20 protein-coding genes are annotated in these 25452 nt (G+C 69.3%); 9 read left to right on the forward strand and 11 right to left on the reverse strand.

The window, feature by feature from the left end; genetic code table 11:
* Positions 1–100: 100 nt before the first annotated feature.
* The 6 genes from ACYAF3_RS26450 (at position 101) to ACYAF3_RS26475 (ending at position 7436) form a co-directional block, all read left to right on the forward strand.
* Positions 101–1825 (forward strand): carbamoyltransferase family protein, encoded by a 1725-nt coding sequence (locus tag ACYAF3_RS26450; RefSeq protein ID WP_003103653.1) that lies wholly within the window; start codon positions 101–103, stop codon positions 1823–1825.
* A gap of 43 nt (positions 1826–1868) precedes the next feature.
* On the forward strand, positions 1869–3032 hold the full coding sequence (locus ACYAF3_RS26455) for an MFS transporter (protein ID WP_003114866.1): 1164 nt from the start codon (positions 1869–1871) through the stop codon (positions 3030–3032).
* A gap of 1 nt (position 3033) precedes the next feature.
* Entirely contained in the window at positions 3034–3702 is a 669-nt protein-coding gene (locus ACYAF3_RS26460; protein ID WP_010794115.1) for an HAD family hydrolase, read from the forward strand.
* The gene (locus tag ACYAF3_RS26465) at positions 3699–4337 is read left to right on the forward strand and encodes a YdcF family protein (protein ID WP_003088740.1); all 639 of its coding nucleotides are present in this window, start codon (positions 3699–3701) and stop codon (positions 4335–4337) included. The genes ACYAF3_RS26460 and ACYAF3_RS26465 overlap by 4 nt, the downstream gene beginning before the upstream one ends.
* A gap of 148 nt (positions 4338–4485) precedes the next feature.
* Positions 4486–6384, forward strand: a complete 1899-nt coding sequence (locus ACYAF3_RS26470; protein WP_019726143.1) for a copper resistance system multicopper oxidase — start codon at positions 4486–4488, stop codon at positions 6382–6384.
* A complete protein-coding gene (locus tag ACYAF3_RS26475) occupies positions 6381–7436 on the forward strand; it encodes a copper resistance protein B (protein ID WP_003088738.1) in 1056 nt (351 codons plus the stop codon). Before ACYAF3_RS26470 ends, ACYAF3_RS26475 begins: the two co-directional genes overlap by 4 nt.
* A gap of 19 nt (positions 7437–7455) precedes the next feature.
* On the opposite strand, the gene ACYAF3_RS26480 is transcribed toward ACYAF3_RS26475, so the two are convergent.
* The 8 genes from ACYAF3_RS26480 to ACYAF3_RS26515 all read right to left on the reverse strand — a co-directional run bounded on the left by ACYAF3_RS26480 (position 7456) and on the right by ACYAF3_RS26515 (position 20097).
* On the reverse strand, positions 7456–8679 hold the full coding sequence (locus ACYAF3_RS26480) for a DUF2235 domain-containing protein (RefSeq protein ID WP_003088736.1): 1224 nt from the start codon (positions 8677–8679) through the stop codon (positions 7456–7458).
* Between the two features lie 202 nt (positions 8680–8881).
* A complete protein-coding gene (locus ACYAF3_RS26485; RefSeq protein WP_034056724.1) occupies positions 8882–10063 on the reverse strand; it encodes an aminotransferase class V-fold PLP-dependent enzyme in 1182 nt (393 codons plus the stop codon).
* A gap of 145 nt (positions 10064–10208) precedes the next feature.
* A complete protein-coding gene (locus tag ACYAF3_RS26490; RefSeq protein ID WP_034056723.1) occupies positions 10209–11819 on the reverse strand; it encodes an ABC transporter ATP-binding protein in 1611 nt (536 codons plus the stop codon).
* Position 11820: 1 nt separating this feature from the next.
* Positions 11821–12837 (reverse strand): ABC transporter permease, encoded by a 1017-nt coding sequence (locus tag ACYAF3_RS26495; protein WP_078452246.1) that lies wholly within the window; start codon positions 12835–12837, stop codon positions 11821–11823.
* Between the two features lies 1 nt (position 12838).
* Positions 12839–13912, reverse strand: a complete 1074-nt coding sequence (locus ACYAF3_RS26500) for a microcin C ABC transporter permease YejB (RefSeq protein ID WP_003114870.1) — start codon at positions 13910–13912, stop codon at positions 12839–12841.
* Position 13913: 1 nt separating this feature from the next.
* The gene (locus tag ACYAF3_RS26505) at positions 13914–15722 is read right to left on the reverse strand and encodes an extracellular solute-binding protein (RefSeq protein WP_003103635.1); all 1809 of its coding nucleotides are present in this window, start codon (positions 15720–15722) and stop codon (positions 13914–13916) included.
* A gap of 3 nt (positions 15723–15725) precedes the next feature.
* Positions 15726–18683, reverse strand: coding sequence for a TonB-dependent receptor (locus ACYAF3_RS26510; protein WP_043096472.1), 2958 nt, complete (start codon positions 18681–18683; stop codon positions 15726–15728).
* 511 nt (positions 18684–19194) lie between these two features.
* Positions 19195–20097, reverse strand: coding sequence for a LysR family transcriptional regulator (locus tag ACYAF3_RS26515; protein ID WP_003107805.1), 903 nt, complete (start codon positions 20095–20097; stop codon positions 19195–19197).
* A gap of 140 nt (positions 20098–20237) precedes the next feature.
* Between ACYAF3_RS26515 and ACYAF3_RS26520 the strand changes: the two genes are divergently transcribed.
* On the forward strand, positions 20238–21623 hold the full coding sequence (locus tag ACYAF3_RS26520; protein WP_043884908.1) for an MFS transporter: 1386 nt from the start codon (positions 20238–20240) through the stop codon (positions 21621–21623).
* 6 nt (positions 21624–21629) lie between these two features.
* Here ACYAF3_RS26520 and cynR read toward each other — a convergent pair whose 3' ends face one another.
* On the reverse strand, positions 21630–22517 hold the full coding sequence (gene cynR / locus ACYAF3_RS26525) for a transcriptional regulator CynR (RefSeq protein WP_003114874.1): 888 nt from the start codon (positions 22515–22517) through the stop codon (positions 21630–21632).
* A 114-nt stretch (positions 22518–22631) separates the two neighbouring features.
* Here cynR and cynT point away from each other — a divergent pair, with 114 nt between their 5' ends.
* Together cynT and cynS are read left to right on the forward strand one after the other, a co-directional pair.
* Positions 22632–23294 carry a carbonic anhydrase CynT gene (gene cynT / locus ACYAF3_RS26530; protein ID WP_003142561.1) on the forward strand — a complete coding sequence of 221 codons (663 nt, stop codon included), beginning with the start codon at positions 22632–22634 and terminating at the stop codon, positions 23292–23294.
* Positions 23295–23333: 39 nt separating this feature from the next.
* A complete protein-coding gene (gene cynS, locus ACYAF3_RS26535) occupies positions 23334–23804 on the forward strand; it encodes a cyanase (protein WP_003088707.1) in 471 nt (156 codons plus the stop codon).
* 37 nt (positions 23805–23841) lie between these two features.
* On the opposite strand, the gene ACYAF3_RS26540 is transcribed toward cynS, so the two are convergent.
* Entirely contained in the window at positions 23842–24795 is a 954-nt protein-coding gene (locus ACYAF3_RS26540; protein ID WP_003107078.1) for a FecR family protein, read from the reverse strand.
* Complete coding sequence (locus ACYAF3_RS26545) at positions 24792–25298, reverse strand: sigma-70 family RNA polymerase sigma factor (RefSeq protein ID WP_003088700.1); 507 nt, start codon at positions 25296–25298, stop codon at positions 24792–24794. The genes ACYAF3_RS26540 and ACYAF3_RS26545 overlap by 4 nt, the downstream gene beginning before the upstream one ends.
* Positions 25299–25452 lie beyond the last annotated feature (154 nt).

Raw genomic sequence — 25452 nt, forward strand, 5'->3', positions numbered from 1 at the left:
GATTTCGCAGGCGACCAGATCTGGCAGGTTGTTGGGCTCCCGGTGCCATGCAACCTATTACGCCTCTCGCCCCCCACCCGTTCGCGCAAGAGGACACCGCATGATCATTCTCGGGATCACCAACAACGACCTGGCCGGCGCCTGCCTGGTGCGCGACGGCGGGATCGTCGCCGCCGCCAGCGAGGAGCGCTTCACCCGCCAGAAGGACCACAAGGCCTGGCCGAGCCGCTCCATCGACTATGTGCTCGGCGAGGCCGGCATCGACCTGGCCGACATCGACCGCATCGCCTACGGCTGGAACGCCGGGTTCGACGCCGGGCGGCACCTCGACCTCTATCTGGACCGGGTCCTCGAGGAAGCCCGCGAGCGTCCCGAGGGCCTGCCGCACCTGCGCAAGCGGATCGCCGACGAAATGGCCAACGACAAGGCCAAGCGCGGCGAATTCGATGCCTTCGTCCGCGCCAACGGCCTGCGCGGCAAGGTCGAGTACATCGACCATCACGAATGCCACGCCCTCGGCGCGTTCGTCTGCTCGCCGTTCGACGAGGCGCTGACCCTCACCTGCGACGGCCGCGGCGACTTCCAGTCGCTCACCGTCACCCACTACCGCGCCGACGGCGGCGAGGCGGTCCTGCAACGCGAGACCAGCGTCGACAGCCTGGGCTACTTCTACGGGCGCATCACCCGCCTGCTCGGCTTCAAGCCGAACCGCCACGAAGGCAAGATCACCGGCCTGGCGGCGTTCGGCGACGCGGAAAAGCTGCTGCCGCTGATGAACGACATGATCCGCCTGGAGAACGGCCGCCTGCGCGCCCGCTGCGGCGAACTGTACCTGCCCTCCTACGACGGCTACAGCGATCCGCTGCTGCAACGCTGCGCGGCGGAACGCCCGGCGGATGTCGCCGCCGCCGCGCAACGGCACTCCGAAGACCTGCTGGTGGCCATCGCCCGGGAGCACGTGGCGCGCACCGGCTGCGCCAACCTGTGCCTGGCCGGCGGGGTGTTCGGCAACGTCAAGCTGAACCAGCGCCTGCGCGAGATCCCCGGGGTCCGCGATGTCTACGTGCTGCCCTGCATGGGCGACGGCGGCCTGGCCCTGGCCGCGGCGGTGGCGGTGGCCTATCGCGAGAACGGTACGCGCTTCCCGGCGCCGAGCATGGCCCTCGGGCCGGACGCGCGCAGCGCCGCGCAGAATGCCGAGCTGATCGCCAGCCAGTACCCGCAGCTGGCCTACAGCCGGCCGGCCAACCTGATCGAGACGCTGGTCGAAGCGCTGCGGGAAAACCAGGTGCTGGGCATGTTCAAGGGCCGCATGGAGTTCGGCCCGCGCGCCTTGTGCAACCGCAGCATCGTCTACCATCCCGGCGATGCCAGCGCCAACGACTGGCTCAATCAGCGCATGGAACGCACCGAGTTCATGCCATTCGCCCCGGTCACCGCGGTAGAACACGCCGAGGCTTGCTACGTTGGCTGGCGTGAAGACCAGGTGGCGGCCGACTACATGACCATGACCTACGACTGCCATGCGGATTTCCGCGAGCGCTGCCCGGCAGTGGTGCATGTCGACGGCACCGCCCGGCCGCAGATCATCCGGCCGCAGGCCGATCCGTTCATGCACGCCCTGCTGCATGCCTGGCATGCCCGCAGCGGCCAGCCGGCGCTGATCAACACCTCCTTCAACCGCCACGAGGAACCGATCGTCTGCGCCCCGCAGGACGCCCTCGGCGCGCTGGAGGACGGCATGGTCGACCTGGTGGTGCTGGGCGAGTCCCTGCTGGTCTGGCGCAAGGGCGAGAACGCCTTCGCCAGGGCGCGCTTCGAGTGAGGCGCAAACCGCAGCGAACCGGCACGGCGACGCGGGAACCGGCATGTACCTGATCTTTTCCGGCTACTTCGCCGCCGAGGGGCTGATCTATCCGTTCTGGCCGACCTGGCTGGCCAGCCTGGGCTTCGGCGCCAGCCAGATCGGCCTGTTGATCGCTGCGGCCTACTGGCCGCAGGTGATCGCCGGGGTGGCGCTGACCTACGTGGCCGACTGGCGCATCGACCAGTTGCGCCTGGCGACCCTGCTGGCGGCCCTGGCCGGCGCCTGCGCCCTGCTGTTCCAGCTGGCCGAGGGCCTGCCCCTGTTCATCGCCCTGAGCGTGCTCTACGGCGCATTCTGGACCAGCGTGCTGCCGCTCACCGAATCCTACCTGCTCAAGCGCGACAAGGCCGCCCTGCAGAACTACGGGCGGGTACGCGCAGTCGGTTCGCTGGCCTTCATCCTCACCGCGACCCTGGGCGGCCTGCTGCTCGGTCGGTTCGGCCAGCAACTGGTGCCCGCCCTGGTCGGCCTGACGATGCTGCTCACCGCGCTGGCCTGCCTGTTCCTCCGTCGCCGCAGCCTGCGCCGTCCGGACTCGCCGCTGCCGGGCGCCAGGCGCCGTCCCGACCTGCGCGGGATCCTCCGGCAACGCCCCCTGCTGCTGGCCATCGCCGCGGCGGGAATGATCCAGCTGAGCCACTCGCTGTACTTCACCACCGCCTCGCTGGGCTGGCAGACGCTGGGCTACTCGTCGTTCTCGGTCGGCGCCTTCTGGGGCCTGGCGGTGATCGCCGAGATCAGCTTCTTCGCCGTCTCCAACCGCATCCTGGACCGCCACCCGGCGCTCCAGGTGATGCTCTTCTCCAGCCTTTGCGCGGCGCTGCGCTGGGGCCTGCTGGCCGGCAGCGAACACCTCGCCGCGATCCTCCTCGGCCAGTGCCTGCACGCCCTCAGCTTCGCCGCCTACCACGCCGCGGTGATGCGTTACATCCGCGACCACGCGCCGGAAAGCGCGCGGGTACTGACCCAGGGGATCTACTACTCTCTGGCGGTAGCGCTGCCCATGGGCCTCGCCAGTCCGGCCGCCGGCTGGCTGTACGAAGGCCTGCCGCAGTGGTCCTATCTGATCATGGCGCTGTTCGCCCTCGGCGGCGCGGTCCTGGTCTGGCTTGCCCTACAGAGTGCCCGAGATGCATCGACTAGCGTTTTCAGCCGTTCTGTTTGACATGGACGGCGTCCTGATCAGCTCCCGCGAAGCCATCGCCGCGGCCTGGAGCCGGGTCGCCGGCGAACAGGGCGTGGCGCTCGGCCCGGACTGCCTGCGCGACCACGTGCACGGTCGCCCGGGCGGCTACACCCTGGACTATCTGTTCGGCCACCTGCCGATGGAGCGCCGGCGGATCCTCAAGCAACGGGTCGATGCGCTGGAGGAAGGCGCCGACTGTCCCCTGCTGCCCGGCGTCGCCGCGGTGATCCGCCAGCTGCGTTGGCTGGACGTGCCCTTGGCGCTGGTCACCAGCAGTTGGCCGGCACGCATCGACCACGTGCTGCGCCAGCACGACCTGCAGGCGGCGTTCCGCACCCTGGTCAGCCGCGACGACGTGGTCCACGGCAAGCCGGCTCCGGATGGCTATCGCCTGGCCGCGGCCAGGCTCGGCGTGGCACCGTCGCGCTGCCTGGTGTTCGAAGACTCCCTCAGCGGCGTGCAGGCCGCCTGTGCCGCCGGCGCGACCTGCGTGGCGATCGGCGAGGAGAGCGGCCTGCTCGCCGCCGGCGCGCGCTGGTCGGTCCGGGATTTCCGCGAGCTACGGATCTTCCGCGAAGACGACCGGCTGTACTGCCAGCATCGGCACCCCGCCACGACCGGCAGCGAGAGGAGCGTTGGCGTCCCATGAGCCCGACCCTGCAAGATGCCCGGCTGCTCTGGGACTTCCTCGGCCAGGGCCGCTGCCATGTGCCCTGCGAACTGCTGGTGGTATGCGGCTCCTACGACCTGCGGGTCTGCGACCACGCCTGCGAACTGCTCGAACGCGGCCTCGCCGAACGCCTGCTGTTCACCGGCAACACCGGGCACTGGACGCGCCATCTCTGGGTCGAGCCGGAAGCCGAGCTGTTCGCCCGCCACGCCAGGGCGCGCGGGGTAAGCGACAGCCTCATCGTGATCGAGCCGCGGGCGACCAACTTCGCCGAGAACATCGCCTTCGCCCGCGAGCTGTTCCCCGACCTGCGCCGCGCGACCTTCGTCACCAAGCCCAACTCGATCCGCCGCGTGGCGCTGACCCTGCCGGTCCGCTGGCCGGGTCTGGAGGGACACGTGGATGCGCCCGACTACGCATTTCCCGACGGCATCTCGAACCTGGTCGGCGTACTCGGGGTGATCGACGAGATGGTCGGCGACCTTGACCGCATCATGCGTTACCCGGCGCTGGGCTTCCAGGTCGCCTGCCCGATCCCGGCGCAGGTCATGGACGCCTGGGAACGCCTGGTGGCGCGCGGTTTCGACCGCCACCTGGTGAACCCGCCGCGCTGAGCTGACAGCACTGTAATCTTCCCCACAGCTTGCCGACAGGCTCGCGCCGCTAGGGTGTCCGCATCGCCGCACCGCCCTGGCGGGGCCGCGACCTCCCGGCTGCGCAGGCTCGCGCAGTCCGTCCTGCCACCTGCGTGGAAACCAGCGGATGCACAGAACTTCGCGACGCACCTTCGTCAAAGGCCTCGCCGCCACCGGTCTGCTCGGCGGACTGGGTCTCTGGCGCGCCCCGGCCTGGGCCCTGGCCGGGCCGGGCCAGCAGAACCTGCTCGCCGGCGACAGTTTCGACCTGTTCATCGGCGAGACCCCGGTGAACCTCAGCGGCTCGCCGGCCACCGCCATGACCATCAACGGTTCGCTGCCCGGCCCGACCCTGCGCTGGCGCGAAGGCGACAACGTGACCCTGCGGGTGCGCAACCGCCTCGCCGAGGACACCTCGATCCACTGGCACGGCATCATCCTGCCGGCCAACATGGATGGCGTGCCGGGCCTCAGCTTCGAGGGCATCGCTCCCGGCGGTCTCTACGAATACCGCTTCAAGGTCCGGCAGAACGGCACCTACTGGTACCACAGCCACTCGGGGCTACAGGAGCAGGCCGGGGTCTACGGCGCCCTGGTGATCGACGCCCGCGAGCCGGAACCGTTCAGCTACGACCGCGACTACGTGGTGCTGCTCAGCGACTGGTCGGACGAGAAGCCGCAGCGCATCCTCGCCAAGCTGAAGAAGCAGTCCGACTACTACAACTTCCACAAGCGCACCGTCGGCGACTTCATCGACGACGTCAGCGCCAACGGCTGGGCCGCGACCCTGGCCGACCGCAAGATGTGGGCCGAGATGAAGATGAGTCCCACCGATCTCGCCGACGTCAGCGGCTACACCTATACCTACCTGCTCAACGGACAGCCGCCGGACGGCAACTGGACCGGCCTGTTCCGCCCCGGCGAAAAGCTCCGCCTGCGCTTCGTCAACGCCTCGGCGATGAGCTATTTCGACGTCCGCATTCCCGGCCTGAAGATGACCGTGGTGGCCGCCGACGGACAGCACGTCGAGCCGGTCAGCGTCGACGAGTTGCGCATCGCCGTGGCCGAGACCTACGACGTGATCGTCGAACCGGGCGGCGAGCGCGCCTATACCCTCTTCGCCCAGTCCATGGACCGCAGCGGCTACGCCCGCGGCACCCTGGCGCTGGCCGAAGGGCTTAGCGCGCCGGTGCCGACGCCCGATCCGCGCCCGCTGATCGGCATGGACGACATGGGCATGGGCGGCATGGACCACGGCGCCATGGGGCATGGCGCGGCGACGAGGCCCGCCAGCGAGATGGACCATTCGAAGATGTCGGGCATGGACATGAACGGCATGGACCACTCCAAGATGGCCGGCATGGACATGAATGGCATGGACCATTCGAAGATGGCCGGCATGGACATGAATGGCATGGACCATTCGAAGATGGCCGGCATGGACATGAACGGCATGGACCATTCCAGGATGGGCATGGGCGCCATGCCGATGCAGTCCCATCCGGCTTCGGAGGACGGCAACCCGCTGGTCGACATGCAGACCATGACGCCGACACCGAAGCTCGCCGACCCCGGCCTCGGGCTGCGCGACAACGGGCGGCGGGTGCTGACCTACGCCGACCTGCGCAGCCGCTTCGCCGACCCGGACGGCCGCGAACCGGGGCGCACCATCGAGCTGCACCTGACCGGGCACATGGAGAAGTTCGCCTGGTCCTTCGACGGCATCAAGTTCTCCGACGCCGAGCCGCTGCGCCTGACCTACGGCGAGCGCCTGCGGATCGTCCTGGTCAACGACACCATGATGACCCACCCGATCCACCTGCACGGCATGTGGAGCGACCTGGAGGACGAGCAAGGCAATTTCCTGGTGCGCAAGCACACCATCGACATGCCGCCGGGCACCCGCCGCAGCTACCGGGTCACCGCCGACGCCCTGGGACGCTGGGCCTATCACTGCCACCTGCTGTTCCACATGGAGATGGGCATGTTCCGCGAAGTGCGGGTAGACGAAGGAGACAACGCATGAGCCGCCAGCCGAAACCCGCCCGCCTGGCCGGCGGTGCCCTCGCCCTGGGTCTGCTGCTGGGCCTGCCGAATCCCGTCGAGGCCGCGCAGGACAATGGCATGGACCACTCGGCCATGGACCACGGCGCGATGCCTGGCATGGACCACGGCCAGAGGACCTCCGCCCCGGCGAAACCCATGGACCACCAGGGGATGGGGCATGGCCGGATGCCGGGGATGGACCACGGCACCGCATCGCCCGCCCCGGCACAGCCCATGGAGCACCAGGGAATGGACCATGGCCGGATGCCGGGGATGAGCCGCGCTGCGCGGCAACCTCCGGCGCAGGCCGCGCCCAGCCAGAGCCGTACGCCGATCCCGGTGCCGACCGAGGCCGACCGCCGTGCCGCCTTTCCGCCGCTGGAGGGGCACAAGGTGCACGACAGCGCGCTGAACAGCTTCTTCCTGCTCGACCAGTTGGAATACCAGGACGCCGACGACGGCAGCGCGCTGGCCTGGGACGCCAGCGGCTGGATCGGCGGCGACATCAACCGCCTGTGGCTGCGCAGCGAAGGCGAACGGCTCGACGGCAAGACCGAGGACGCCGAGGTCCAGGCGCTGTTCGGGCACGCCATCGGTCCCTGGTGGGACCTGGTCGCCGGCGTGCGCCAGGATTTCAAGCCCGGCTCGCCGCAGACCTGGGCGGCGTTCGGCGTGCAGGGCCTGGCGCTCTACGACTTCGAGGCGGAAGTCACCGCCTTCCTCGGCGAGAACGGCCAGAGCGCGCTGCGCCTGGAGGGCGAGTACGACATCCTGTTGACCAACCGGCTGATCCTCCAGCCCAGCGCCGAGGTCAACCTGTACGGCAGGAACGATCCCGCCCGCGGCATCGGTTCGGGCCTTGCCGATAGCGAGCTGGGCCTGCGCCTGCGCTACGAGATCCGTCGCGAGTTCGCGCCCTACATCGGGGTGACCTGGAACCGCTCCTACGGCAACAGCGCCGACCTGGCCCGCGCCGAGGGCGAGGACGACGACGAGGCGCGCTTCGTCGCCGGTATCCGCATGTGGTTCTGAACGCGATCGCGGCCAGCCGCTAGCGGTAGCCGTCGAGCAACGGCGAATCGTCGATGAGGTCGCAGCGTTCCAGCGCTGGCAGGTTGCACGGCCGGTAGTCGGGGCATTCGTCCAGCCGCCGCTGCACCGAACGGTGCAGCTTGACCCGGGTTTCCTGCCCGACCGGTTCCAGCGGCCGCGAGCGCGGCCGGCCACGCGACCAGCGCCAGGCGCGGTTGCCGCTGCGGCGGTCCCAGACCAGCAGCGGCAGCCACTCGGCCAGGCGCCAGGGCCGGGTCATCACCGGCAGGATCGGCGCGGTCGGGTCCGGGCCCTGCTTCGAACGTGCGCGCAACTGGTCGCGGCTGCGCGCCGGGTCGACATGCAGGCCGGCCTCCAGCGCCTCGCCGAGCATCCAGGTAAAGGCCACCAGAGCCAGCCGCGAGTCCTTCGGCGCATAGCCACCGCCGACATCGGAGTGCATGCCGGGGAACCACACCTGCAACACGTCGGACTTGCGGTCCTTCTCGCCGAACCAGAGGTTCTGCCGGAAGAAGCAGCGGCATTCGTCGATGGCCAGGGCCTGGCGGACCACGTCGACCATTTCGTTGTTCGAGGAATACGGCACGGTCAGCGGGTCGTAGACCCAGCCCACCGAGGTCACGGTGTCGAACAGGCCGAGGAAGTGCACCTTCACCTGCCGGCCGAAGACCTTGCGGAAGCGTCCCAGCAGGCCGAAGTCCGGTCCGCGGCGACGCGTGCCGGCCCGCTTGTCTTCGTCGCGGGGCGGCATGCGGGTGGTGAGCAGGGTCCAGGCGTAGTCGAAGAGGTGCGGCTGGTGCGCATCGATCAGGCCCACCGCGCGCAGCATCGCGGCCAGCACGCGCACCGCGTAGGCCCCGCGGGAAAAGCCGAAGAGGAATATCTGGTCGCCGGGCCGGTAGTGCTCGGCGAGGAAGCGATAGGCGCCCTCGACGTTGCGCTTGAGCCCCCAGCCGAAGGCCAGGCCGGCGATCCGCGAGGGAAACTTCTGCCACTCGAACAGGGTTTCCTTCAGGCCGAAGGTGCCGACGCCCTGGTCGTAGTAGGCCAGCACCCTGCGCGGATCGCGCGACAGCGAGCGGTACAGGCGCACCACGTTGGTCGGCTGGTCGCCGAAGCGGTTCGAGGTTCCGTCGATGCAGACCACCAACTGGCGCGGCGCGTCGTTGTCCTGGGCGCTGCCGGCAGGCGGCAAGGCGGAATCGGGGGAGAGATCGTCCATTGGGCTCACGCAGGCAAAGCCTGACTTCCGTCGGCGGTGGATGGGAATGGCGACGCATGATACCCAACCTGGATGATCCGCCAAGCGCACATTGCCGGGAAATGGCGGCAAAGACGAAAAGCCCCTGGAGCCGCAGGGCGAATAACCGCTTCGCGGTTATCCGCAGCCCCTGGCTTCGGCGAGGGCGGGTCGAGCCGGCCGCTCAGCCTGCCCTGGATACCCCGAGGAACGGCTGCCACGCCGGCGCGCCACTATCCGCCGCGGCCTTGAGGGCGGCCACCGCCGCGTCGACGTCGGCCTCGCGGGTGTAGCGACCGAGGCTCAGGCGCACGCTGCGGCCAGCGCTGGCGGCATCGTGGCCGAGGGCGAGAAGCACGTGGGACGGAGCCGGCCGCGCCGAGTTGCAGGCCGAGGTGCTGGACACCGCCAGGCTGGACTCCAGTGCCTGGGGGACAAAGGCCGGGTTGTCGAAGGTCAGGTTCAGGGTATGCGCGATGCGTGCGTCGGCGCTGCCGTTCAGGCGCCAGCCGTCGATCTGCGCCAGCCCCTCCAGCAGACGCCGCTGGAGTCCGGCGATGCGCCTGCCCTCCTCCTCGAAAAGCTCGCCGGCGAGGGCGAAGGCCTCGCCCATACCGACGATCTGGTGGGTCGCCAGGGTCCCGGAACGCAGGCCCTGCTCGTGTCCGCCGCCGTGGATCTGCGCCTTCAGCCGGCGCTCGGCGCGCGGCCCGACGTACAACGCGCCGATGCCCTTGGGCCCGTAGGTCTTGTGTGCGGAGAACGACATCAGGTCCACCGCCAGGCTGCCCAGGTCGATCGCCACCTTGCCGCTGGCCTGCGCCGCGTCGACGTGGAACAGCGCGCCGCGCTCGCGCACCCGTTCGCCGATGGCGGCGATGTCGGTCAGGGTGCCGAGTTCGTTGTTGACCCGCATCAGCGACACCAGGCGGGTATCGGCGCGCCAGGCCGCCTCCACCTGTTCCGGCCGGATCAGGCCATCGGTGCCGGGCGCCAGCCAGGTCACGCTCCAGCCGTCATCGGCGAGTTGCTGCACGGTGTCCAGCACCGCCTTGTGCTCCAGGCGACTGGTGATCAGGTGGCCGGGTGCGTCCAGCGCCTGGGCCACGCCCTTGAGGGCCAGGTTGTTGGATTCGGTGGCGCCGGAAGTCCAGACGATCTGCCCGGCGCTGGCGCCGACCAGCGCGGCCACCTGCTCCCTGGCCCGCTCCACCACCCGCCGCGCCTGGCGGCCGTAGGCATGGGAGTTCGACGCGGGATTGCCAAAACACGCCTGGTAGCCGAGACACTCCACCATGGCCCGGATCACGCGCTCGTCCACGGGCGTGGTGGCGGCGTAATCGAAGTACAACGGTAACGAACTCATCGCATTCCCCCAATCGATCGGACGGACCCGGAAGCCGACATGGCTCCTTGTCCCTGACGGGCCCGCAGGACGATCTTAAGAAAAGCGCCGGGGCGTCTGGAAAGAACCTTTCGGAACATCCTTAGAGTCTGCATGGCTTCCCGCCTCAGATTCCCAACCCGGCCACCCGCAGGTGCTCTTCCAGGCGCAGCGCCGGCATCGTCCCGAGCAACTCGCGGGTATAGGGGTGGCGCGGCTGGCTGAACAGCGCAGCGGCGCTGCCCTGCTCCACCACCCGGCCGTCCTTGAGCACCAGGATGTCGTGGGCCAGGGCGCGTACCACGGCCAGGTCGTGGCTGATGAACAGGTAGCTCAGCCCGTGGCGACGCTGCAACCGACGCAGCAGCTCGACCACCTGGCACTGCACGCTGCGGTCGAGCGCCGAGGTCGGTTCGTCGAGCAGGATCAGCGCCGGCTTCAGCACCAGCGCGCGGGCGATGGCGATGCGCTGGCGCTGGCCGCCGGAAAACTCGTGGGGATAGCGTTCCAGGCAAGGCTCGTCGAGACCGACCTCGCGCAGTGCCTCCAGCACCCGCGCGCGGCGTTCGCCGGCATCGCCGATGCCATGGATACGCAGGCCTTCGCCGACGATCTGTTCCACGCTAAGGCGCGGGTTGAGGCTGCCGTAGGGGTCCTGGAACACCGCCTGGAACTGCCGGCGCAATGGCAACAGGCGCTTGCCGTGCAGCCGGTCGAGGCGCTCGCCCTGGAACAGGATCTGCCCTTCGGCCGGCAACAGGCGCAGCAGCGCCTGGCCGAGGGAGGACTTGCCCGAACCGCTTTCGCCGACGATCCCCAGGGTGCTGCCACGGCGCAGCCGCAGGCTGACCTCGTGCACCGCGCGCAGTCCCGCGCGCCGGCGCAGCCAGCCGCCGGGCGCGGGGTAGTCGAGGCTCAGCGCGCGCACCTCCAGGCAGGTCTCGCGGCACGCCACCGGCTCCGCCAGCCCACCCGGCTCGGCCTCGATCAGCAGGCGCGTGTAGGGATGCCGGGGCGAGCGGAACAGCGTCTCGCAGGCGCTCTCCTCGACGATCTGGCCATCGCGCATCACGCAGACCCGATCGGCGACCCGGCGCACCAGGTTGAGGTCGTGGCTGATCAGCAGGATCGCCATGCCCAGCCGTCGCTGCAAGCTTTGCAGCAGCTCCAGGAGGCGTTTCTGCACGGTGACGTCGAGAGCCGTGGTCGGTTCGTCGGCGATCAGCAGTTGCGGCTCGCAAGCCAGCGCCATGGCCAGCATCACTCGCTGTCGCTGGCCGCCGGAGAGCTGGTGCGGATAGGCCTCGACCAGGCGTCGCGGCTGCTCGAGGCCGGCCAGTTCGAGCAGTTCCAGTACCCGCCCGCGCAGCGCGGCGCCACGCAGGCGGCGATGCAGGCGCAGGCCCTCGCCGACCTGGCGGCCGATGCGCTGCAATGGATTGAGCGAGGTCATCGGCTCCTGGAACACCATGCCGATGCGCTGCCCACGAATCGCCAGCAATGCCTGCGGCGACAGGGCGAGCAGTTCCTCGCCGTCCAGGCGCACGCTGCCGCCCAGGCGCGCCGCGCCCGGCAGCAGGCGCAGCAGGGCGTGGGCGGTCTGCGACTTGCCGGAGCCGGACTCGCCGACCAGGGCCAGGGTCTCGCCGGCGCGCAGGCTGAAGTCGATCCCCTTCACGACCTGCGTGTCGCCATAGGCGACGCTCAGGTTTTCCACTCGCAACAGTTCCCGGTTCATCTCATTTCCTCGGATCGAAGGCGTCGCGCACCGCTTCGCCGATGAACACCAGCAGGCTGAGCAAGGTCGCCAGGACCACGAACACGGTCAGCCCGAGCCAGGGCGCCTGGAGGTTGTCGCGGCCCTGCCCGACCAGTTCGCCAAGGCTCGGCGAGCCGGGCGGCAGGCCGAAACCGAGGAAGTCCAGGGCGGTCAGGGTGGTCACCGCGCCACAGAGCAGGAACGGCAGGAAGGTCAGGGTCGCGACCATGGCGTTGGGCAGGATGTGCCGGAACATCACCCCGGCGTCGCCGAGGCCGAGGGTTCGCGCCGCCTTGACGTACTCCAGGTGACGACCGCGCAGGAACTCGGCGCGAACCACGTCGACCAGGCTGGTCCAGGAGAACAGCAGCATGATCGCCAGCAGCCAGCCGACCCCGGGCTGCACCAGGCTGGCGAGGATGATCAGCAGGTAAAGCATCGGCAGACCCGACCAGACCTCGATGAAGCGCTGGCCGAACAGGTCGATCCAGCCGCCGTAGTAGCCCTGCACCGCGCCTGCGCAGATTCCCAGCAACGACGAGGCCAGGGTCAGGCCGAGGGCGAAGAGAATCGACAGGCGCAAGCCGTAGATCACCCGCGCGAGCACGTCGCGGCCCTGGTCGTCGGTACCCAGCCAGTTCTCCGCCGAGGGCGGCGCCGGCGCCGGGCGCGCGTAGTTGATGCTGCGCGCGTCGAAGCGGATCGGCGGCCACAGCGCCCAGCCGTCGCGGGCGATGCGTTCGCTCATGAAGCGGCCGCGGTAGTCCGGCGGGAACGGCAGCTCGCCGCCGAAGGCGGTTTCCGGATAGTCCCGCAGCACCGGCAGGAACCACTGGCCACGGTATTCCAGCAGCAGCGGGCGGTCGTTGGCGATCAGCTCGGCGAACAGGCAGGTGACGAACAGCGCGAGGAACAGCAGCAGGGCCAGGCGCCCGCGGCGGTTGGCGCGGAACGCGGCGAGGCGGCGGCGGTGCAGCGGGGAAAGGACGATGGCCATCTCACTGTCTCCTCGCGGCGAAGTCGATGCGCGGGTCGACCAGGCTGTAGGCCAGGTCGCCGGCCAGCTTCACCAGCAACCCGAGCAGGGTGAAGATGAACAGGCTGCCGAACACCACCGGGTAGTCGCGGCCGAGCGCCGCTTCGTAGCCCATCAGGCCGAGGCCGTCGAGGGAGAACAGCACCTCGATCAGCAGCGACCCGGTGAAGAACACCGAGACCAGCGCCGCCGGCAGCCCGGCCACCACCAGCAACATGGCGTTGCGGAACACATGGCCGTAGAGCACCCGGCGCTCGCTGAGCCCTTTGGCGCGAGCGGTGGCGACGTACTGCCTGGATATCTCGTCGAGGAAGCTGTTCTTGGTCAGCAGGGTCAGGCTGGCGAAACCGCCGACCACCAGCGAACCCACCGGCAGCGCCAGGTGCCAGAGGTAATCGGCGAAGCGCGCCAGCGGGCCGAGGCGCTCGGCGCCCTCGGAAGCCAGGCCGCGCAGGGGGAACCAGTCCAGGTAGCTGCCGCCGGCGAACAGCACGATCAGGACGATGGCGAAGAGGAAGCCGGGCACCGCATAGCCGATCACCACCAGCGCGCTGCTCCACAGGTCGAAGGCGCTGCCGTGGCGCACCGCCTTGGCCACCCCCAGGGGAATCGACACCAGGTAGGTGATCAGTGTCGCCCACAAGCCCAGGGACAGCGAGACCGGCAGCTTCTCGGCGATCAGGTCGATGACCCGCGCGTCGCGGTAGAAGCTCTCGCCGAAATCCAGCCGGGCGTAGCTCGACAGCATCAGCCAGAGCCGTTGCAGCGGCGGCTTGTCGAAGCCGTACTGGCGCTCCAGGGCGGCCACCAGCTGCGGATCGATGCCGGTCTCGCCGTGGCGCTGCGGTTCCAGAGCGCCATGCCCACCCTCCCCGCCACGCCCCAGCGGGCCGCCGCCGTCGACGCCCTGCAGGCGCGCGATGGCCTGATCCACCGGCCCGCCGGGTGCGGCCTGGACGATGGCGAAGTTGATCAGCAGGATGCCCAGCAGGGTCGGCAGGATCAGCGCCAGGCGGCGCAACAGGTAGCCGCCCATGTCACTGCGCCTCCCGGCTCGGCGCGGCCCGCTCGCGGACTTCCCACCAGGTGTTCAGCCCCAGGCTGTAGCGCGGCGCCTGCGGCGGTCGGCCGAAGCGATTCCAGCTGGCGATCCAGACCTCGTCGGAATACCAGGTCGGGATCAGGTAGTAGCCCCATTGCAGCACCCGGTCGAGGGCGCGCACGGCGGTTTCCAGGGCGGCCCGCGAGTCGGCCTCGACCACCGCCTGGACCAGCCGGTCGATGGCCGGGTCTTTCAGGCCGATGCGGTTGTAGCCGCCGGGATCGGCGTAGCTGGAGGAATGCCAGAAGCTGTACTGCTCGTTGCCCGGCGAATTGGACTGGGAGAAGCTCGAAACGATCATGTCGTAGTCCCGCGCACGTATGCGCTCGATGTATTGCGAAGCGTCCACCTGGCGCAGGCGCATATCGATGCCGATCCGCGCCAGGTTGCGCTGGAACGGCAGCAGCGCGCGCTCCAGGCTCTTGCCCTGGAGCAGGAGGTCGAAGCGCAGCGGCCGTCCGGCGGTATCCAGCAGGCGCCCGTCGACGGCATGCCAGCCGGCCTCGCCGAGCAGGCGGTAGGCCTGCACCAGGCGCTCGTGGATATCGCCGCTGCCGTCGTTCACCGGCGGAGCGTAGGCCTGGCCGAAGACCTCCTCGGGGATCTGCCCGCGCAGCGGCTCCAGCAAGGCCAGTTCGTCGGCGCCGGGCAGGCCGCGAGCGGCCATCTCCGAGTTGTCGAAATAGCTGCGCAGGCGCTTGTAGCGACCGCCGAAGAGCTGCCGGTTGGTCCATTCGAAGTCGAACAACAGGCTCAGCGCCTGGCGTACCCGGCGGTCCTCGAACAGCGGCCGGCGCAGGTTGAACACCAGGCCCTGGAGGCTGGCCGGGTACGGGTAGGGAAAGCTCTCCTGGCGCAACCGGCCATCGCGCAGGGCCGGCGAGTCGTAGCCGCTGCTCCAGGCCTTGACGCTGGTCTCGACATTGATGTCGGCCTGCCCGGCCTTGAACGCCTGCAAGGCCACGCCGCTGTCGCGGTAGTAGTCGAAACGGATCCGCTCGAAGTTGTACAGGCCACGCCCGACCGGCAGGTCGCGAGCCCACCAGTCGGGGTTGCGCCGGTAGCTCACCGAACGCCCCGCCTCGGCCTTCTCCAGCCGGTAAGGTCCGCTGCCCAGCGGCGGCTGCATGCTGCTGCGGTTGAAGTCGCGTCCCTGCCACCAATGCCTGGGCAGCACGTAGAGCTGGGCCAGCACCAGCGGCAGCTCGCGGTTGCCGGCATGACGGAAATCGAAGCGGATGCGCAGGCGATCCTCCACCACCGGCTCGCGGACCTCCTTGTAGTAGGCGCGCCAGAACGGGCTGCCCTGCTCGACCAGGCTATCGAAGGAAAACTTCACGTCCTCGGCGGTGACCGCCACGCCGTCGCTGAAGCGCGCCCGCGGATCGATATGGAAACGCACCCAGCTGTTGTCCGGGGCTTTCTCGATGTAGCGCGCCAGGTAGCCGTATTCGGTGAACGGCTCGTCCAGTGACTGGAAGCCGAGGGTTTCGTAGATCAGCGCGGCCTGGGTCATGCTGATCGGCGTGCCGCGGTTGGCGAAGGGGTTCAGCGTGTCGAAGCTGCCGCTTTCCATCCGCCGCAGGCTGCCGCCCTTGGGCGCCTGCGGGTCGACGAAGTCGAAGTGCTGGAAACCCGGCGGATATTTCGCCGGCTCGTCGTAGAGCGTGATGGCATGGCGCGGCTCGCTGCGGGCCAGGCTGGCGAGCAGGCAGCAGGCGAAGACCAGGATGCGTCCGGGCATGGCTCAACCACCGAAGTGATAGCTGAAGTCCAGCCACCATTGGCGGCCCATGGCGTCGTAGTTGCCGGTGGGATAGTACGGCCAGCCATCGGAGTCGTCCTCCTTGATCTGGTCGAGCAGGTTGTTCACCGTCAGGCCGACGCTGGCGCGTTCGTTGAGCCGGTAGCGGGCGCTGGCGTTGAACACCGTCCACGGGCTCAGGCGCCCGCTGCCAGCGGCGTTGGTAACGCTGCCGTAGCGCACCGCGAAGAGCGTCGAGGTGAACTGTGCGTAGTCCCAGGTCAGGCTGGCGTTGAGTTTGCTGCGCCAGTCGTGGGAGTCGAGGCTGTCGCGCTGGTTCTCGCTGGGGTAGTCGTCGGACTGCTTGTAGTCGTGGGACAACACCAGGGTGTAGCCGACGGTCGAGGAGAAGGCGCCGTAGTCGCCGGCGCCCCAGCGGATGTTGCTGCGCAGGTCGATGCCGCTGGTGCGCTCCTTGGCCGCGTTGATGGCATTGACGTAGACCTTGTTCAGGCGATTCGGGTCGACGCTGGCGTCGCCGGCGTTGCGCTCGACCCGCGCCAGGGTGTCGCGGCACTGCGCCGAGTCCGGATCGAGCCCGCCGCTGCGGCAGGCCGCCTCGTCGCGCAGCAGTTTGTCCGGATCGAGGGTGGTCAGCAGGTCATCGATCTGGATGTGGTAGTAGTCGGCGGAAAAGTCGAACCTGCTCGACGGCGACCAGACGAAGCCGTAGCTCCAGTAGCGCCCGCGCTCGGACTTCAGGTCGGGCGTGCCGCTCTGCACGTAGTCGACCCGGCCGTTCTTGCAGGCGCCGTCGACGCCTTTCTCGCAACCGTAGTAGTCCTTCTGCGCCGGGTAGTAGCCGTTGGCGTCGGCCTGGTAGATGTAGTTCAGGTCCGGCGCGCGGAAGCTGGTGCCGTAGCTGCCGCGTAGCAGCAGGCTGGTCAGCGGGCGCCACTCTAGCCCCAGGTTGTAGGTGGTCTGCTCCTCGGTGCGACCGCTGAACCTGTACTGGTCCCAGCGGCCGGCGGCGGACGCCAGCAGCGTGTCGTGCAGCGGGATGCTGAATTCGCCGCCGGCGGCGTAACGGTCGCGCGAGCCGCCGGAGCTGCTGGCCTTGGAGACGTTGTAGAGAGAGCCGTCGTTGTATTGCGAGTCGGGACGGATCCTGTAGCCCTGCTTGCCCACCTCCAGCACGCCGGCGAAGGCCACCGGGCCGGCCGGCAGGTCGAACAGCTCGCCGTTGCCGGTGAAGCTGTAGGTCTGCGAGTAGGACTCGCTGTGCTGGGTCACGTTGCGCCGCAGGCTGCGCCACTCTTCCTCGCTCAGCGGACGTCCGAGGCGCGCCGGATCGGGATCGTAGACCGGGTAGCCGTCGCGTTCGCCGAGCTTGCGGCCCAGGTACAGGTCGAGGATCCCGGCCGCCGGGGTGTAGCGGGTAGTGCGGTCGCTGCGGTACTCGGAGCGGGTCGCGGCCAGTTCGTATTCCCAGGAAGTATTGGCGACGCGGTCGCTGTAGCCGAGGGTGCCGGTCCAGGACACCTCGCGCCACTTGCTGTTGTTGCTGCTCTTGCCGCCGATCTCCTCGGGCGAGAACAGCCGGTACCAGCGCTCCAGGTCGCCGCTGGAGGCATTGATGAAGTCCGGCGAGGTGAAGGACGGTCCGCGGGTATTGTTCTGCAGGTGGTCGAAGCCGAACAGCAGGTCGGCGAACAGCTTGCCGCTGTCGCTCAGGTGCCAGGTGCCGCCGGCGTAGCCGTCGTAGTTTTCCTTCTTGGTCTGCAGGGTCCAGTAGTTGTTGTAGTACTGGTCGGTCATGCAGCGATAGCCACCCCTGGCGCCCGGCACCGGCGCCACGTTGCCGCCGAACAGGCCGCCGAGGCCGGCGCAGGAGGCGTCGCCGAGGTAGCGTCCGCTCTGCGGGTTCAGCCGGTAACCGACGTTGTTGCCGTCCGGGTAGCTGTCCATGAAACCGCGCTGGTTGGCCCAGACCGGCTGGCGCTGCTCGACCTGCAGGCCGAACAGGCCTTCGAAGTCGCCCGTCGCACCGCCGCCGACCAGTTGCAGGCGCTGGTTGTCGCCGCCGCCGCGCTCGGTGGTGCCGGCGCGCAGGTTGACGTCGACGCCATCGAATTTCTTCTTCAGGACGATATTGACCACCCCGGCGATGGCATCCGAGCCGTAGATCGCCGAGGCGCCGCCGCTGAGGATCTCGATGCGGTCGATCATGACCGCCGGGATGTTCGCCAGGTTGGTGAAGTTCACCGAGCCGCCATAGGCGGTCGGGTAGTCGGCGACGCGCCGGCCGTTGATCAGCACCAGCGTGTGATTGGGGCCGAGATCGCGCAGGTTGAGGGCGTTGGCCGCCGGTTGCCAGGTGTTGCCGTAGTCCTCGCCCTGGGTCATACCGGTGTTCTGGGTCTGCGTCTGCAAGGCCTCGAAGACGTTGCGGTAGCCACGGTTCTGGATTTCCTCGCTGCTGATCACCGTGACCGGCGACGGCCCTTCCTGCTGGGCGCGGGGAATCCGCGAGCCGGTCACCACCACCCGCTCCAGGGTCTGCTCCGCTTTCGCCGCCAGCGGCTGCACCTTCGCCGCCGGTACGGCCGCGCGCAGCGGCGCGGCGGAAATCACCGCGCCGCGCTCGGAACGGCGGAACTGCAGGCCGCTACCGCGCAGGGCCTGTTCCAGGGCCTGGTCGACACTCAGCGGACCGCGCACCGCCGGCGCCTGCCGGCCGCGCACCAGCGACTGCTCGAAGGAGATCAGCAAGCCGCTCTGCCGCGAGATGCCTAGCAGCACCTGGTCCAGCGGGCCGGCGGCGACGTCGAAGGTGAGCGCCTTGGCGGCGGGCGCGGGCGTCTCCGCACGTGCCTCCGGCGGCGCGGCGTAGGCCGCCGCGAGCAGCGCGGCCAGGGCCAGGCAGGAAGGCAGGCGTGTGGATGGAGCATGGTGCGGCATCGTTCGGTTCCCCCCGAAAACATGGTTTCCAGGGGATGAGCGATGAGCGCGGGAGATTTGCAGGGCAGGCTTGGAACGCTTTGTTCTGAGCTTATAAGCGCGGGCGAATAGGCATAGCGGCGGATAACGCCTCCGGCGTTATTCGCCCTACCCGACAATCTTCCCCAGCTCCCCTACCGGCCTTGCCCCGCGTAGGGCGAATAGCCGCTTGCGGCTATCCGCCGGTTCAGGCAGGGCGTAGCGGCGGATAACGCCTCCGGCGTTATTCGCCCTACCCGACAATCTTCCCCAAGCTCCGCTACCGGCCTTGCCCCGCGTAGGGCGAATAGCCGCCTGCGGCTATCCGCCGGTTCAGGCACGGCGTATCGGCGGATAACGCCTCCGGCGTTATTCGCCCTACCCCAAAATCACCCCCAAGCTCGGCTACCGGCCTTGCCCCGTGTAGGGCGAATAGCCGCTTGCGGCTATCCGCCGGTCCGAACACGGCGTTATCCGCCCTGCCGCCCTCGGGTCAGTACGTCAGCGCCCCGCACCAGTGCGCGCTCTTCAGTTCCTCGTAGAGCGCGCCGATCTTCAGCGAGCACTGCCGCGACGGCGGGTAGATCAGCGACACCGGGCACAGCGGCGGTTCGAACGGCTGGAGGATGCGTACCAGTCGACGCCGGCGGATCGCCTCCTCGGCCATGAAGCCCATCACCTGGACGATGCCCTGGCCGACCAGCGCCGCGTCGACCAGCGCGTCGGCCACGTCCAGCACCAGGTCGCCGCGCACCGCCAGGCTCAGCGGCTGGCCGTCGCGCTGGAACTGCCATTCCAGCAGCTTGCCGGTATGCAGGTCGCGCACCGTCGGGCAGTTGTGCCCGGCGAGTTGCTCCAGGCGCTCCGGCGTGCCGTGGCTACGCAGGTATTCCGGCGACGCCACCGTGACCCAGCGCAACGCCGCCAATGGCCGGGCGATCAGGCGCACGTCGCCGACCCGACCGAGACGCACGGCGGCGTCGAAGCCTTCCTCGGTGAGGTCGACCAGGCGATCGGTCATCGCCGCCTCGATCTGCAATTGCGGGTAGCGCCGCGTCAGTTCGCGCAGCACCGGCATGATCACGATCCGCCCGAGCGCCTGCGGGGTGGTGATCTTCAGCGGACCGCTCGGCGCGCACTGGCGGTCCACCAGCAACTTCTCGACTTCCTCCAGTTCCGCCAGCAAGGGTGCGCAGCGCTCGTAGAACAGCTGGCCGTCCGGGGTCAGGCTGACGCTGCGGGTGGTGCGGTGCAGCAGACGCACGCCGAGTTCGGCTTCCAGCCGGCCGATGGCGCGCGACAGGCCGGACTGGGTCAGACCGAGAGAAACGGCGGCCTGGGTGAAGCTACGGGTCTCGGCCACGCGGGCGAGCAACTTGACGGCATTCAGGTCCATGGCGATCTCATCGATGATTATTTTCATCAGTGAAAGGACGGAGAGGCTATTTATCACGATTCCAGCATGAGAAACACTGGCCGCGCCCAACCCAGACCAGGAGTCCCACCGTGACGGACCGTGCCGCCCCTTCCAACTGGATGCTCGCCCTGCTCGCCTGCGCGCAACTGATCATCGCCCTCGACGCCACCATCGTGTTCGTCGCTCTGCCGGAAATCAGCCGGGCGCTGGATTTTTCGGCGCAACGCCTGCAATGGGTGGTGAGCGCCTATACGGTGGCCTTCGGCGGCTTCCTCCTGCTCGGCGGGCGCGCCACCGACCTGCTCGGCCGGCGCCGCATGTACGTCCTCGGGCAAAGCCTGTACGCCCTCGCCTCCCTCGCGGGCGGGCTGGCCCAGAGCGAGTTGCCGTTGATCCTCGCCCGCGCCGTGCAGGGCCTGGGTGGCGCGCTGCTGTTCCCGGCGACCCTGGCGCTGATCGGCAATCACTTCGCCGAGGGCCCGGCGCGCAATCGTGCCCTGGCGATCTGGAGCATCGCCTCGGCGTTCGGCCTGGCCCTCGGCTCGGCGCTCGGCGGCGCGCTCACCGAGCTGTTCGGCTGGGCCTCGATCTTCCTGGTCAACGTGCCGCTGGCCGGCGCCGCGGCGCTGCTCGCCCTGCGCCTGATCCCGGCCGACGCCCGGCGCCAGCGCGGTCGGCGCTTCGACCTGGCCGGCGCGCTGACGGTCACCGCCGGCGCCACCCTGCTGGTCTTCGCCCTGGTCCAGGGCCCCGAGTCGGGCTGGGATGCGCCCTCGGTACGTTTCGGACTTTACCTTTCCGTCCCGCTGCTACTGGCGTTCCTCGCCATCGAACACTACAGCCGCGACCCGCTGATGCCGCTGCGCCTGCTGGGCAACCGCAACCTGCAGGTGGCGATGCTGCTGACCGCGATCTTCATGAGCAGCTACGGCGTGCAGTACTACTTCCTGGCCATCTACTTCCAGTCGGTGTACGGCTACAGCGTGTTGCAGACCGGCCTGGCGTTCCTCCCGGCGACTCTGCTCTGCACCCTCGGTATCCGCGTCGCCGAGCGCCTGCTGGCCCGCCACGGGGCACGCGCGACGCTGGTCGCCGGCCTGCTGCTGGGCGCACTCGGGCTCGGCCTGCTGGCAGCGTGCCTGCCGCTGGGGCGCGGCTTCCTGGCGCTGCTGCCAGCCATCGTGATCCTCAGCATCGGCCAGGGCATGACCTGGACCGCCATGTGGGTGAGCGCCGCCAGCGGCGTCGATCCCGCCGAACAGGGCGTCGCCTCGGGGATGGCCTCGATGACCCAGCAGATCGGCGGCGCGCTCGGCCTGGCCCTGCTGGTGGCGCTGGCCAACGCCCAGGTGCGCGGCGCCGATGCCGCCAGCCTGCTGGCCAGCCAGGCGCGCGGCATCGAATGGGTGACCGCGCTCAGCGCCCTGCTCGCCCTGTTCGGCGCCGCCCTGGCCTTGCGGCTGCGCCGTGAGGAACCCGCGGCGTTGCAGCCGAGTCGCGGCTGATCCCGCTCAGGCGTCGCCCAGCTCGGCGCCGAGTTCCAGCGCCAGGGCCTGGAAGGCCAGGCGCGCGGCACCGGGGTGGCTGCCCTGGCGCCAGAACAGCGCTACCTGGCGGGTCGGCAACGCCGGCCGCAGCGCCACGCAGCGCAACCCGGCCTGCTGGCGCGCCACCGCCTCCGGCAGGATGCTGGCCAGTCTTCCGCGGCGAACCACGTCGACGATGGCGCTGATCGAGTTCGCCTCCAGCGCCACCCGCGCCGTCACCCCTTGCTGGCGCAGGTAAGCGTCGATGTGCCGGCGCGTGGCGAAGTCGTCGCGCAACAACGCCAACGGCAACTCCGCCAGCGCTGCGGCGGCCAGCGGCGCGTCCGCCGCCGGGTGTTCCGCCCCCAGCACCAGGCCCAGGCGCTCCAGGTAGAGCGGCTGGCTGTCGATCTCCACCGAACCCGGCTCGCTGAAGGCCACGCCAAGGTCCAGGCGATCGTCGATCAGCGCCGCCTCCAGGGCGTCCTGGGGCAACTCCTCGAGGCTCAACTCGATGCCCGGATAGCGCTGATTGAACGGATCCACCAGGGCGCCCACCAGATAGCAGGTGAAGGTCGGCGTCATGCCCAGGCGCAGGCGGCCGCGACTGAGGTCGCGCACCTCGTGGATCGCTCGTTGCGCCGCTTCCAGCTCGCGCAAGGCACGCCGCGCATGAAGCAGGTACAGCTCGCCGGCATCGGTGGGACGCACGCTCCTGCCGGAGCGGTCGAGCAATTGCACGCGCAGTTGCTCTTCCAGTTGCCGCACCTGCTGCGACAGGGTCGGCTGCGAAACGTGCAGCGCCTCGGCGGCGCGGGTGAAATTGCGATGCTCGGCGACAGCGAGCAGGTAGCGCAGGTGGCGAAGCAGCATGGAAACATCCAACTATAGACCAGACCAATGACTGGAATAATAAACCGGTCTTGGACCCTATGGCTCAATCCGCGCATCCTGGCCCCACCATTCGACGGCCAGGAGCCCAGCGCCATGCGTGACATCATCGACGGCTTTCTCCGCTTCCAGCGCGACGCCTACCCGGCGCGCTCGCAACTGTTCAAGTCCCTGGCCACCCGGCAAGCCCCCAAGGCACTGTTCATCGCCTGCTCGGACAGCCGGGTGGTCCCCGAACTGCTGACCCAGCGCGAGCCCGGCGAACTCTTCGTGATCCGTAATGCCGGCAACATCGTCCCCGGCTACGGGCCGCAGCCCGGCGGGGTCAGCGCCTCGGTGGAATACGCGGTGGCGGTGCTCGGGGTCGGCGACATCGTGGTCTGCGGCCACTCGGACTGCGGCGCGATGGGCGCCATCGCTTCCTGCGCCTGTCTCGACCACCTGCCGGCAGTGGCCGGCTGGTTGCACCACGCCGAGGCCGCACGGGCGATGAACAGCGCCCACGAACACGCCTCCGAGGCGGCGCGGCTGGACGCCCTGGTGCGGCACAACGTGATCGCCCAACTGGCCAACCTGCGCACCCACCCCTGCGTCGCCCGCGCCCTGGAGCAGGGTCGGCTGAACCTGCACGGCTGGGTCTACGACATCGAAAGCGGCCGCATCGACGCCCTCGACGGCGCCAGCCGGCGCTTCGTCTCCCTCGCCGAGCATCCCGAAGTGCGCGCGGTAGGCGGCGAACCCGGGCAGGCGGTCGCCTGAATCCCTTCCCTCACAACCACCCGCAAGGAGAGTCATCTCATGCAACACAGCCAAGTGTCCCCCAACGCGCGCCAGCAACTGGCCGAGACCGTGGTCCTGAACAAGGCCCGCCTGGGCCTGTCCTGGCAGGACCTGGCCGACGGCACCGGTCTCGCCCTGACCTTCGTCACCGCCGCCCTGCTCGGCCAGCATGCCCTGCCAGAGGCGGCGGCGCGCAAGGTCGCCGCCCAACTCGGCCTGGACGACGACGCGGTGCTCCTGCTGCAAAGCATCCCGCTGCGCGGCAGCATTCCCGGCGGCATTCCCAGCGACCCGACCATCTATCGCTTCTACGAGATGCTGCAAGTCTACGGCAGCACCCTGAAGGCGCTGGTCCACGAACAGTTCGGCGACGGCATCATCAGCGCGATCAACTTCAAGCTGGACATCAAGAAGGTCGAGGACCCGGAAGGCGGCTCGCGGGCGGTGATCACCCTCGACGGCAAGTACCTGCCGACCAAGCCGTTCTGAAGCGTCGCGCCGCCCGGCTCGCCGCCGGGCGCGCGCCTCAGCGGCTGGCGATGCTGACCCAGTAGGGCCCGTGGTAGTCGAGCCGGATCGGTAGGCTCTGCTCCAGCAATGCCAGCGCCGCGCCGCTGTCGTCCAGCGGGTAGATGCCACTGACGCGCAGCGCCGCCGCGTCGTCGGCGACGCTGATGATGCCGCGGCGATAGGCGCGCAACGCTTCCAGCACCTCCCCCAGCGGGCGGTCGCGGACCTCCAGCCGGCCATCCAGCCAGGCGCTCTCGCCGCCTTCGGCAGGACCTCGGGCGAGAATCGCCGAGGCGTCGAAACGGGCGCTCTGGCCGCGCTCCAACAGGCATTGCCGTCCGTCGGCAGTGGTGATCCGCACCCGCGACTCGAGCACCACCACTCGCGAGCTGGCGCCGTCATCGCTGACCTGGAAGCGGGTTCCCTGCGCCTCGACCTGGCCACGCCCGGTGTCGACGACGAAAGGCCGCGCCGGATCCCGTGCCACGTCAACCAGCAGGCGGCCCTCGCGTAAGCGCAGGCGACGCCGGTAGCCATCGAATTCGGGGCGTACCCGGCTGCGCGCGTCCAGCACCAGTTGGCTGCCATCCTCCAGGCGGAAGCTCTGGCGTTGTCCGGTGCCGGTGTACAGGTCGCCGGGCCAGGGGAAGCCGACGATGCCGATCCGCCCCAGCGCCAGCGTCGCCACGCCGAACGCCGCCAGGGCGAGGCTGCGCTGGAGAAACCGGCGACGGGCGGACGGCGCCTCGAGGGCTCCGATCAATTGCTCGGCGCGCAAGCCGTGCAGGGGCTCGTCGCGAAACGACTGCAAGCCCAGGCTGAGCCGGTCGAACACCGCACCGTGCTCGGCATCGGCCTGGCGCCACTGCTGGAACGCCAGGCGCTCCTCGGCGCCGGCATGGCCGGATTGCAGCAGCGCCATCCACTGCGCCGCTTCGTCGAGGATGCGTTCTCGCCTTCCCTGGCTCATTCGGCAAGCACCTGGTAGCACTGCTTGAAGCCCTCGACCATGTACTGGTGGATGCGGCTGACGGAAACCTCCAGCAAGCCGGCGATCTCCACGTAGGTCAGTCCGCCGATCTGGCTATGGATGAAGGCGGCGCGGGCCTTCGGCGACAGCCCGGCGAGCATGCGCTCCAGGCGCAGCAGGGTTTCCACCACCTGGGCCTGCTCCTCGGCGGACGGCGCGAGGGCCTCCGGAAGCCCGGCCAGGCTTTCCAGGTAGGCGCGTTCCAGGTCCTGGCGCCGCCAGCCGTCGTACATCAGCCGGCGGGCGATGGTGGTGAGCAGCGCGCGCGGCTCGCGGATGCTTGCCGGGTCCGGCAGGGCAAGGACCTTGAGGAAGGTTTCCGAGGCGATGTCCTCGGCGCTGTGGGGGCAGCCGAGGTAGCGCCGCAGGCGCCCGCTCAGCCAGGAATAGTCGTTCTGGAACATCAGGCCGACGAGGCGATTGCGTGTCTGATCCATGCCCATTCCGCACTCTCGTGCTACGGGCCTGCGCCACCGGGCGTCGGGGTGGCAGGCGAAACCTTGATCGGCGGGAGGCGGCGCCGACGTCGGATTGCACGTGTCCCTCCCGCAAACAGCGATGGCAGGCCGCCGGGCCTGCGCGGAAGGCAATATGCCG

It is taken from the genome of Pseudomonas sp. TZ252 (genome assembly GCF_056110345.1).

Excerpts from the sequence above, each read along its gene's own strand:
- ACYAF3_RS26450 (WP_003103653.1), top strand. The coding sequence starts at position 101 with ATGATCATTCTCGGGATCACCAACAACGACCTGGCCGGCGCCTGCCTG.
- ACYAF3_RS26455 (WP_003114866.1), top strand. The coding sequence starts at position 1,869 with ATGTACCTGATCTTTTCCGGCTACTTCGCCGCCGAGGGGCTGATCTAT.
- ACYAF3_RS26460 (WP_010794115.1), top strand. The coding sequence starts at position 3,034 with ATGGACGGCGTCCTGATCAGCTCCCGCGAAGCCATCGCCGCGGCCTGG.
- ACYAF3_RS26465 (WP_003088740.1), top strand. The coding sequence starts at position 3,699 with ATGAGCCCGACCCTGCAAGATGCCCGGCTGCTCTGGGACTTCCTCGGC.
- ACYAF3_RS26470 (WP_019726143.1), top strand. The coding sequence starts at position 4,486 with ATGCACAGAACTTCGCGACGCACCTTCGTCAAAGGCCTCGCCGCCACC.
- ACYAF3_RS26475 (WP_003088738.1), top strand. The coding sequence starts at position 6,381 with ATGAGCCGCCAGCCGAAACCCGCCCGCCTGGCCGGCGGTGCCCTCGCC.
- ACYAF3_RS26480 (WP_003088736.1), bottom strand. The coding sequence starts at position 8,679 with ATGGACGATCTCTCCCCCGATTCCGCCTTGCCGCCTGCCGGCAGCGCC.
- ACYAF3_RS26485 (WP_034056724.1), bottom strand. The coding sequence starts at position 10,063 with ATGAGTTCGTTACCGTTGTACTTCGATTACGCCGCCACCACGCCCGTG.
- ACYAF3_RS26490 (WP_034056723.1), bottom strand. The coding sequence starts at position 11,819 with ATGAACCGGGAACTGTTGCGAGTGGAAAACCTGAGCGTCGCCTATGGC.
- ACYAF3_RS26495 (WP_078452246.1), bottom strand. The coding sequence starts at position 12,837 with ATGGCCATCGTCCTTTCCCCGCTGCACCGCCGCCGCCTCGCCGCGTTC.
- ACYAF3_RS26500 (WP_003114870.1), bottom strand. The coding sequence starts at position 13,912 with ATGGGCGGCTACCTGTTGCGCCGCCTGGCGCTGATCCTGCCGACCCTG.
- ACYAF3_RS26505 (WP_003103635.1), bottom strand. The coding sequence starts at position 15,722 with ATGCCCGGACGCATCCTGGTCTTCGCCTGCTGCCTGCTCGCCAGCCTG.
- ACYAF3_RS26510 (WP_043096472.1), bottom strand. The coding sequence starts at position 18,683 with ATGCCGCACCATGCTCCATCCACACGCCTGCCTTCCTGCCTGGCCCTG.
- ACYAF3_RS26515 (WP_003107805.1), bottom strand. The coding sequence starts at position 20,097 with ATGGACCTGAATGCCGTCAAGTTGCTCGCCCGCGTGGCCGAGACCCGT.
- ACYAF3_RS26520 (WP_043884908.1), top strand. The coding sequence starts at position 20,238 with ATGCTCGCCCTGCTCGCCTGCGCGCAACTGATCATCGCCCTCGACGCC.
- cynR (WP_003114874.1), bottom strand. The coding sequence starts at position 22,517 with ATGCTGCTTCGCCACCTGCGCTACCTGCTCGCTGTCGCCGAGCATCGC.
- cynT (WP_003142561.1), top strand. The coding sequence starts at position 22,632 with ATGCGTGACATCATCGACGGCTTTCTCCGCTTCCAGCGCGACGCCTAC.
- cynS (WP_003088707.1), top strand. The coding sequence starts at position 23,334 with ATGCAACACAGCCAAGTGTCCCCCAACGCGCGCCAGCAACTGGCCGAG.
- ACYAF3_RS26540 (WP_003107078.1), bottom strand. The coding sequence starts at position 24,795 with ATGAGCCAGGGAAGGCGAGAACGCATCCTCGACGAAGCGGCGCAGTGG.
- ACYAF3_RS26545 (WP_003088700.1), bottom strand. The coding sequence starts at position 25,298 with ATGGGCATGGATCAGACACGCAATCGCCTCGTCGGCCTGATGTTCCAG.